Raw genomic sequence first — 9180 nt, 5'->3', positions numbered from 1 at the left:
GCCTACGACTGGTCCGGCCTCTATGCCGGCGTCGACATCGGCTACGCGGCCGGAAAATCCAATCTGTTCATCGCCGGCGGCGGACTGGGCGGGGCCACCGATCTCAACGTTGGCGTCGATCCGAACGGATTTATCGGCGGCGTCCATATCGGCGCGAATTACCAGATGGAGAACAGCTTCGTGATCGGCGCCGAGGCCGACATTGCGTATGGCAACATAGATGGGCTGACGGCCCTCGACGCCGGCGGCGGCGGCGTCACCACGTTGCTCAAGAGCGAACTCAAATGGTCCGGGTCGGCGCGGCTGCGGGCCGGCTATGCTTTCGATCGGACCTTGCCCTACATCACTGCAGGCGTCGCTGCGGCCAAGTATGAGCTTATTGCGGTCAGCGCCGGTGGCCCTGCCGCCGAAGTAACGCTCCACAGCGACAGCCATGTCGGCTGGACGGTTGGCGCCGGCATCGAGCACGCCTTCACCGACAGGTGGATCGCTCGAGCTGAATATCGCTACTCGGACTTCGGCAGCCAGGACCTCTCGGTGGCCGCCGGCCTGCCCACGGAAACCCATGTCGACCTCCAGACACAGGATATCCGGGTCGGGCTCAGCTACAAGTTCTGATCCGCTGAAGCTGCTGATCTCCCCTTGAGGGGGGGTGAGGAGTGGTCCGCGCAGCGGACGGAAAGCCAATCGCTTGGCTTTCCGAACGACGAACGCCTGGAGCGAAAGCGAAGGGCCGGTTCCGGCAGGCCAGAGGGGGCGGTCCGGCTGGGCTCGGCCTGCTGTTGCGGATGACGTTGGCGCTTTACGCGCGGCGACCCCCTCTGTCGTCTCCGCGGCGCTTTGTTCTTGATCTCACGGTTAGTGGCACGCGAATAGGCGTCGAGCGGAGCCGCAGGGTCAGCGCCGGGCGAGGGGGACGGCACAGACATCGGCGGTCCTTGATGCTTGTCCATGAAATCCGCGAAGTCCAGAAGGATGCGGGCGGCGGTGAACCGGGCAAGTTCCTTATTGTTTGTCTTGTCGTAGATAGACCCTGCCGAGGAAGGCCGGCTCGCCGGAGCGCCGGCCGCCTAATGAGCCTGCCACCAGCACGACAAGCGTCAGCAAGTACGGCAAAGTCATCATGAGATAGACAGGAACGTCGGCGCCTATGGCTTGTAGTCTAGGCACAAGCGCATCCGCGCTTCCGAAAAGAAGCGCACCCCAGAGAGCTCGAGCCGCGTTCCAGCGCGAAAAGATGACGAGCGCAACGGCAATCCAGCCGCGCGACGCGACCATTCCCTCCACCCAGACATGACTTGTGGCGACTGAGAGATAGGCTCCGGCGAGACCACAAAACAGCCCGGACGCCAGGACAGCCCCGAACTGAACCAGTTGCACGTCGATACCCGCGACATCCGCGGCGGCCGGGTTTTCCCCGACGGACCTCAACCTGAGGCCATGTCGGCTTTTGGAAAGCCACCACCAGAGCGCGCCGACCAGGGTCGGCAGCGCCAGCGTAACCGGGTCCTGCACCGCGAAAATGCGGCCGAATGCCGAACCGCGGTCTATCCCGAAGAGGTCGCCAAGTGTGGAAATGCCAGAAAAGGTCTTCTGCACGTAGGGTCGCCCCACGACCCCGGTGATGCCCAGTCCGATTGCGACGACGGCTAGGCCGGCGAGCGTATGATTGGCGCGCAAGGCGACTGTCGATATTCCAAACAGCAGAGCGAGAGCCATCGCGGCCGCTGAGCCGGCGGCAAGACCAACCCAAGGATCGGCTCCGGAAAGCACCGTCATCGCGCCGGTCATGGCACTGATCGCCATGAGCCCTTCCGCTCCAAGATTGAGAACGCCGGCTCTTTCGCAGATAATGAGGCCGAGGCTCGCCAGCAGCAACGGTGCCGCATAGCTCGGAATGATGGCAATCCAGCCGATCAGAAAATCCATGCAACTGTCCCTTCCTAGTTCTTGGGCCGTTTGAGCGAATAGGAGCTGAAGAACTGCGCCATCAAAATCGACATCAGTACCGCGCCTTGCATCAGCACGATCATCGCTTCGGAGATCGAGTAGAAAACCTTCAGGACATTCCCGGCGGTGAACACCGCGCCGAGCGCGAAAGAGATCACGACCACCCACAATGGCTTCGCGCGGGCCAGGTAGGCGATCACGATCGCGCTGAAGAGATAGCCGTTGCCGACGGACTGGTTGAGGCGGTGCTCCGTCCCCGCCACGATCATCATGCCGGCAACGCCTGAGAGAGCGCCGGAGAGCAGCACGAGCCCCACGGCTATGCTGAGCACCGGCAGGCCCGTGGCGAGCGCGGCCTTGGCGTTGAAACCTACAGCATCCGCGTAGAAGCCGACCCGGCTGTGTTCCATGACGAACCAGATGGACAATGCGATAACGGCGACCAGGAAGATTCCGGCATGCAACTGCCCCCATCCCAGAACGAGAAACCAGCTCGCCTCGGGAAAGGTGGCGGTCACGGGAAAGCTGTTGGAAGGGTCTCTCCAGACCCCGAACAGAAGATGCTGCACGAGCAGAAACGCGACGCTTCCCAGCAGCAGGGTCGAAATAACCTCGTTAACGCCCCACTTGAGTTTCAGAAAAAGCGGAATCGCAATCCAGGCGGCTCCCGCAAGCGCTGCCAGAACGAACATCGTCGGCAACCTCAGCACTTCAGGCCCGCTGCCGTTCAGCGCCACCCAGGTTGACGCGATCGCGCCGAGCCATAGCTGGCCCTCCACGCCGATGTTCCAAAACCGCACGCGCATGGCAACGCCGGAGGCGAGGCCGACTAGCACCAACGGTAAAGCGGCCGTCGCCGTCTGGGAGAGGCCGTCCGAGGTCAGAAAAGTTGCAATCAGGAACTCATCCACAAGAGCGCTTGCCGGCACGCCCGCATGCACGAGCAGCACCGCCGAAACCGTCAGCCCGACCAACAGTCCGCCAACATAACTGAGACTGGTCAACAAGAAGCCGGGATTTTGTCTGCGAACAAGGAAAGCTGTGTCAAGCATGGCCTGCTAAAAGGCCTCCTATCCATTCAGGCGTGACGTCGCCGGTCTGACGGCAGCCGGCGATCCTTCCTCTGTTCATGACGGCCACCCGATGGGACAGGGACATGACCTCCTGGAGATCCTCGCTGATCAGAAGGCAAGCCGCGCCGGCTTCCACAGCTCTGCGGATCGCCGATCGGACGAACTCGGCCGCTTTCATGTCCAGCCCGCGAGAAGGGGAATGCGCTATGAGAACCTTCAGGCCGTGATCGAGCTCCCGCGCGAGCAACACTTTCTGCGCGTTTCCTCCCGAGAGCAAAGAGGCCGGCCGTTCCGGCGTCGCGCCGCGGATATCGAACGCATCGATGGCCTCGGCGGCCTTCTCGCGCATCGCCCGCCGGCTCAGGAGAAACGGGCCGCCGAAGCTACCGCTGGCGACGGTCGTGAGCGCGAGATTGTCGGCAATGGAAAGCTCCCGGATCAACCCGCTGTCAAAGCGGTCGGAGGGGATGACGCGCAAGCCGGCCTCGCGGCGCTGGTCTGGCTTGGCGGTGGATATGTCCTGGCCATCCAGTACGATCGCGCCGGCGCCGGCACGGTCGAGTCCGAGAAGGCAGGCAACGAGTTCCTCCTGCCCGTTCCCGCCGACGCCGGCGATGCCAAGGATTTCGCCTACATGCAGCTCGAACCCGAGATCGTTCAGGCTTTGCCCGTGAGCGGTCGCCCGTGCGGAAAGCCTTTCCACGCTCAGACACACATCACCCGGCCGAGATAACGGCCTGCCCGCAACCGTCAAGGCATCGCCGACCATCAACCGCGCCACCTCCGCTTCGGTGACGTTCGCAACCCGCGCACCCTCAAGTACGGTCTCGCCGTGCCGCATGATCGTTACCCGGTCGCAGAAAGCGGCAACCTCCCGGAACTTGTGCGTGATCAGAACCACGGCGTGACCTTGCCTCGACAATCGTTGGGCAAAAGAGAGGAGCGTGCGCGCTTCCTCGTCGGTCAGCACCGCCGTCGGTTCGTCCATGACCAGAATTCGGGCGCCCAGAAGCATGACCTTGATGATCTCGGCGCGCTGGCGTTCGGCGATCGAAAGATTCGCTACCAGCTTGTGCGGATCGACGGGCAGGCCGATCTCGCTCGACTTGGCGGAAACGATCGCCGCCGCATCGGTCAGCGTTTTCACAGCAGCCTTGCGGCCGAAGCCGAGGAGAACATTTTCGGCAACCGTAAAACTCTCGACCAGCCGGAAATGCTGATGGACCATGCCGAGACCGGCGGCGGCGGCTTCCAGCGGGCTGCGCAAACTGATCGCTTCGCCGTCGATCGATTGCTCGCCCCCGTCTGCTACATAGACGCCGGCCGCCACGTTCATCAAAGTGGACTTGCCTGCACCGTTCTCACCGACAATGGCATGCACCTCCCCCCATTCGAGACAGAAGGACGCATCGCGGAGCGCGGCTTTGCCGTCAAACGACTTGCCTATGCCGCGCATCAACAGAGCCGCCGGCGTGCCCAGCGGTCGTCGCATGTCGCCCGCTTGCTGAAGCGCCGTCGTCATTACTTCGCCGGCATGGTGCCGATGACACCGTCGACGAAATAGTCCATCGACCAGAGCGCCGCATCGTCGACCTTCCCGCCGACATCGACAACGATGGTGCCGTCTTGCTTTTTCAGAGGGCCCTGGAATGGATCAAGCTTGCCGGCGATGATCTCCTGCTTTGCTGCTTCAACCTTTGCCTTGGTCTCCTCGGAAACCGAGGGGCCAAAAGGAGCAAGATCGACCACGCCGGTTTCAAGGCCTTCGAAAGCGCCGTATTCCTCGGGTTTCCAGTTGCCGTCGATGATCTCCTTGATCGTCGGCACAAGATATTTCTCCCAGCGGAAGATGACGGAGGTCTGGATCGTCCGCGGCGCGGCATGCGACATGTCGAGCTGAAAGCCTATCGAAGGAACGCCTGCCTTTTCGGCGGCGTCGAGCGCCGAGGTCGCGCTCAGATTCGTGGCGAGCACGTCGGCCTTCTGGTCGAGAATGGCCTGGGCGATCTGCCCTTCCTTCACCGGGTCCCACCAGGAGTTGGCGAAGACCGCGACCGTTTCGATCGTAGGATCGACCGAACGGGCCCCGAGTGCAAAACTGTTGATATCCCAGTTCACCACGCCGACCGGAAAGCCGGCGAGGATGCCGATCTTCTTCGTCTTCGTCGCCTGTCCTGCCGCGATGCCTGCAAGGTACCAACCCTGGTAAGTGCGGGCATAGAAGCTTTCCATGTTGGCCCCATTCTCCGTGCCCGAAGCACTGAGAAACGCCACATTCGGATAGGCTTTGGCCGCTTCGGCCATTGGGGCGCTGTAGCCATAGGTGGTGCCGATTATGATGTTGAAGCCGCGCTTGACGTAGAGATCGATCGCCGCGCGCAGCTTAGTGGCCTCTTCCGGTATGTTCTCCGTCACCGAGACGGGCACCTGTAGCTGTTCCTCCAAGGCCTTGCGGCCGGCCTCGAGGGCTTCGTTCCATCCGCCGTCTTGCGCTGAACTTGCGTAGATGAACGCGACCTTGGGCGCCCCTTCCAGAGTAAAGGCATAAGCGCCGGACGTAGCACAGAATACGAAAACCGTGGCCGCCGCCGCGAACAGGCGAACTGAGTCGGACGGCTTCGTGTTGCGCTCTTTCATTTCGTGGTTCCCCTTGTTTTTCTTTGATTTTCTCAGCCGGAAGCACGCCGCGCCCATGCAGCTTCCCTGCACGGTGACGATTGCCGCCGGAGCGTCTTTTTTGATTTGGCAAAAGCGAATTGGCTCTTGTGCAGTGCATAACAGCCGATTACGTTCGTTCATGCAACAAAAATAATCATGCTCATTTTTTGGGCACTTTGTGCAGAAATGTGAACGATCAAATGAACACCGATGCTCTGGCATCATTTGTAAAAATCGCGGAACTGCGGTCATTGTCGGCCGCGGCGAAGTTGTACGGCCTGCCCAAATCCACGCTCAGTCTCCGGCTCAAGCAGCTTGAAGACGATCTGAAGGTCGCTCTGTTCGAGCGCTCCGGCCGTGTCCTGTTGCTCACGGAAGCAGGGCAAACCCTGCTCGGGCACGCGCGGCAGATCCTGCAAAGCTGCGATACGGCGCGGGCCGCCGTGACGGAACTGAGCGACGACGTGACCGGAACCTTGCGGATCGGCGCCACGGGGGAGTTCGGCACGGCCTACTACACGCAGATGCTCATGGCGTTCAGAAAGCTCTACCCCAAGGTGGAAATCGAACTCACCTTCTTTTCGCCGCACGTTCTCTACGCGCCAGAGAGCCTCGATATGCTCGACGCCGTGATTTCATGGGACGAAGGTATCGAAGTCGGCGAAACGCTCTCCACCGCAAAATTCGCACTCTTTGCCAGCAAGAGTTATGTCGAGCGTGCCGGGATGCCACGAAAACCCGCCGATTTGGCGGAACACCAGGGCATTGTCTATCGCACCTCGGCGGGCCTGCAGCACTGGCGGCTACAGAAAGGTACCGCGCAGGAAAGTATCTTGCCGCGCAGCAACCTGATCGCCAACGAATACTGGACTATCAAGTACTTCGCCGTTGCGGGCGAGGGCATTGCCTATCTACCGCACTTCTTCACCACGATCGAGTGTGAACGCGGCCACCTCATTCCGTTGCTCGACACATGGGAGTCCGCGGAAAAGCGGGTCAGCATCCGCATATCGCGCCCGCACGCCCCATCGCGTAAGATGACCGCGTTCATGGATGTCTGCGGCCGCTACTTCTCGCCCGGCTTCGTTTTCACGGGGCCGCGCTACTACGTCGAAACAATCTTCGATGCAAGCCAGCAAGAAAAGGGAACAGAAAAATGAAGGTCCTTGAAACCGGTAATGGCGCGCGTGCAATGAAAGGGGGAGGGCTCGACCCGCAGCGTGTCAGCTTCGACAAGATCCCGATCATCGATCTCGAGCCCATGTTCGCAGGCAACGAGGCGGCCAAGCGAAAGCTCGCCCAGGAACTGCGCAAGGCCTGCACGGAAGTCGGCTTCCTCTATATCAAGAACCATCACGTTCCGAAGGAGGTCATCGATGCCGCGTTTGGGGTGGCGGAGGTGTATTTCGCCGAATCCGACGACGTGAAGATGGAGAATCACGTTTCCAATTCAAAGAATAATCGCGGTTATGCGGCAATATTGGAAGAGAATACGGATCCGACCGCGCGCGGAGACCTGCACGAATCGTATGATATTGCGCTGGATGTGCCAGCCGACGATCCGGACGTGAAGGCCGGCAAAGTACTCTACGGTCCCAACCAGTGGCCAGCGGGCAGGCCGGAATTCCGAACGGCACTGGAAGCCTACCATGCCGAGATGCTGACGCTGAGTGGCCACCTGCTCCATGCCTTTGCTCTGGCTCTTGGGTTGGAGGAGACATATTTCGACCTGCTGGTCGGCAAGCCGCTCGCAACTTTGCGGGTGCTCCACTATCCACCGCAGTTTGGCGAGATCGATGACCGCCAGATCGGAATTGGGGCGCATTCGGACTATGAGTGCTTCACGATCCTGGCCCAGAAGGATGGTATTTCAGCCTTGCAGGTACTGAATGCAACTGGCGAGTGGATTGCGGCCGATCCCGTCCCCGGCTGCTTCGTCGTCAATGTGGGAGATCAGATGGCGCGTTGGACCAATGACCTTTTCGCCTCGACCGTCCACCGCGCGGTGAATCGTTCCGGCAAAGAACGCTATTCGATCCCGTTCTTCTTCGGTCCAAACTATGATGCCGTGATCGAGGTGCTTCCCAGTTGCATTGATGAGGATCATCCTGCGAAGTACCCTCCGATCACGTCGGGCGAATACGTCAACGGCCGCTTCAAGGCGACATTTGCGCACTATGCCGCGCAAAGCGAGGCCGGCGCCGAAACCGCGGCTTAAGCGGATAATCCTGTCATGCGCGGCCGCTCCTGTGGCCGCGCGTCGCATACCCGCCGTCCGTTGACCGAGATCAATATGATAGCACCCTCGATGGGTAGCGTCGGGTTAACTGGTTAGCCATGGCGTCACCAGAAGAACCCATTTCGGTTTGACGGTGGATGTGGCTAATTTTTCGGCTTTGAGGGCTTGGTGGAGCGCGGTCTTGCCGATTTGGGCTTTGAGCAGCAACGGAGCAGAAAACCTGCATAAGGAAGTCACGGCTCGTCGTCCGGGTCAGCGGTTTTCGGATCGCGTGGCGGGCCTCGGTTTCGGCTATGGCCGCGGCAAGGCACAGCCAGTCGGCGATGCTGAGGGGGGTAATGTTTTCAGGGGGCATTTTGCCGGTGCCAAAATGGATGTCGCTCATGGTCTTACCCCTTGATGGTTGCGCGAGTGCTGAAGGTGAAAGTGTGGAGGGAGCACCACCGCCCGAAGCTGCGGCCTGGCCTCCCCACAAGGGGACCCTCAAGGGGTAGATCGGCCACCGCCCTTAAATCAGCTTCTCCAGCGTGATCGGCAGATCCCTGATCCTCTTTCCCGTCGCATGGAATACCGCGTTGGCAATCGCCGGCGCCACGCCGACAATGGCCAGTTCGCCAACGCCCTTGCCGCCGAGCACCGAGGAATGCAGGTCGGGGATGCCGACCGAGATCACCTCGATGTCGGGGATGTCGGCATTGGTCGGCACGAGGTAGTCGGCGAGGTTGTCATTGACGATGCGGCCGTGGCGGCGGTCGACGATGCCTTCTTCCAATAGCGCCTGGCCGATGCCCATGATGATGCCGCCCTTCCATTGGCTTTCGGCAAGTTTCGGGTTGTAGAGCCGGCCCGAATCCAGCGCCGACACCACACGCGATACACGCACCGTGCCGAAATCCTCGTCGACGCGCACTTCGATGAAATGCGCGCACCAGGAGTGGCGGGAATAGTCGCCCTCGGTGTGCGGCACCGACATGGCGATGGTGGTGTAGTTCTTGTAGCGATCATCTGGCGTCGAATTGGCCGGCATGGTGTCGCCGGTGGCTTCGATGTGGTCGCGGCCGACGCACTTGAGCAGTTCGGCGACGGAGACATCGGGGCCGTCGCCGCGCGGCGAAGCGATACGGCCATTGGCGACGACCAGCGTGTTGGCCTGCAGCGCGTGGAAGGGCGAGCGTGGATCGCTGATGGCGAGGCCCACCAACTGGTCGAGGGCCGAGGTTGCCGCCTTGTAGACCGCACCCGTCATCACGCCGGCCAGCC

The 9180-nt window shown here is 61.2% G+C and carries 9 protein-coding genes; 3 read left to right on the top strand and 6 right to left on the bottom strand.

Going from position 1 to position 9180, the window contains the following annotated elements; genetic code table 11:
* Positions 1–618: outer membrane protein (locus tag EN949_RS28935; RefSeq protein WP_164782569.1), on the top strand; the 618-nt coding region annotated here is incomplete at its 5' end.
* 387 nt (positions 619–1005) lie between these two features.
* Here the strand turns inward: EN949_RS28935 and EN949_RS28925 are convergent.
* From EN949_RS28925 to EN949_RS28910, 4 genes are read right to left on the bottom strand one after another with little or no spacing between them, the layout of a single operon-like run.
* Positions 1006–1929 (bottom strand): ABC transporter permease, encoded by a 924-nt coding sequence (locus EN949_RS28925; protein ID WP_064993944.1) that lies wholly within the window; start codon positions 1927–1929, stop codon positions 1006–1008.
* A 14-nt stretch (positions 1930–1943) separates the two neighbouring features.
* Positions 1944–3002: an ABC transporter permease gene (locus EN949_RS28920; RefSeq protein ID WP_013530695.1), complete on the bottom strand. Its 1059-nt coding sequence runs from the start codon at positions 3000–3002 to the stop codon at positions 1944–1946.
* Positions 2995–4545: an ABC transporter ATP-binding protein gene (locus EN949_RS28915; RefSeq protein ID WP_127367324.1), complete on the bottom strand. Its 1551-nt coding sequence runs from the start codon at positions 4543–4545 to the stop codon at positions 2995–2997. The genes EN949_RS28920 and EN949_RS28915 overlap by 8 nt, the downstream gene beginning before the upstream one ends.
* Entirely contained in the window at positions 4545–5906 is a 1362-nt protein-coding gene (locus tag EN949_RS28910) for a BMP family ABC transporter substrate-binding protein (RefSeq protein ID WP_164745855.1), read from the bottom strand. Before EN949_RS28910 ends, EN949_RS28915 begins: the two co-directional genes overlap by 1 nt.
* Between EN949_RS28910 and EN949_RS28905 the strand changes: the two genes are divergently transcribed.
* Together EN949_RS28905 and EN949_RS28900 are read left to right on the top strand one after the other, a co-directional pair.
* Positions 5882–6841 carry a LysR family transcriptional regulator gene (locus tag EN949_RS28905; protein WP_013530698.1) on the top strand — a complete coding sequence of 320 codons (960 nt, stop codon included), beginning with the start codon at positions 5882–5884 and terminating at the stop codon, positions 6839–6841. The two genes, EN949_RS28910 and EN949_RS28905, sit on opposite strands and share 25 nt — an antisense overlap.
* On the top strand, positions 6838–7899 hold the full coding sequence (locus tag EN949_RS28900; RefSeq protein WP_063168589.1) for a 2-oxoglutarate and iron-dependent oxygenase domain-containing protein: 1062 nt from the start codon (positions 6838–6840) through the stop codon (positions 7897–7899). The genes EN949_RS28905 and EN949_RS28900 overlap by 4 nt, the downstream gene beginning before the upstream one ends.
* Before the next feature lie 70 nt (positions 7900–7969).
* Here EN949_RS28900 and EN949_RS28895 read toward each other — a convergent pair whose 3' ends face one another.
* Positions 7970–8305, bottom strand: coding sequence for a hypothetical protein (locus EN949_RS28895; RefSeq protein WP_127224178.1), 336 nt, complete (start codon positions 8303–8305; stop codon positions 7970–7972).
* 123 nt (positions 8306–8428) lie between these two features.
* Positions 8429–9180, bottom strand: a 752-nt coding sequence (locus EN949_RS28890) for a molybdopterin cofactor-binding domain-containing protein (RefSeq protein ID WP_164782568.1), incomplete at its 5' end; no start/stop codon positions are given.

It is taken from the genome of Mesorhizobium sp. M7A.F.Ca.US.007.01.2.1, assembly GCF_003998165.1.
Taxonomy (GTDB): Bacteria; Pseudomonadota; Alphaproteobacteria; order Rhizobiales; family Rhizobiaceae; genus Mesorhizobium; species Mesorhizobium ciceri.
This window is presented reverse-complemented; position numbering and strand designations above follow the sequence as displayed.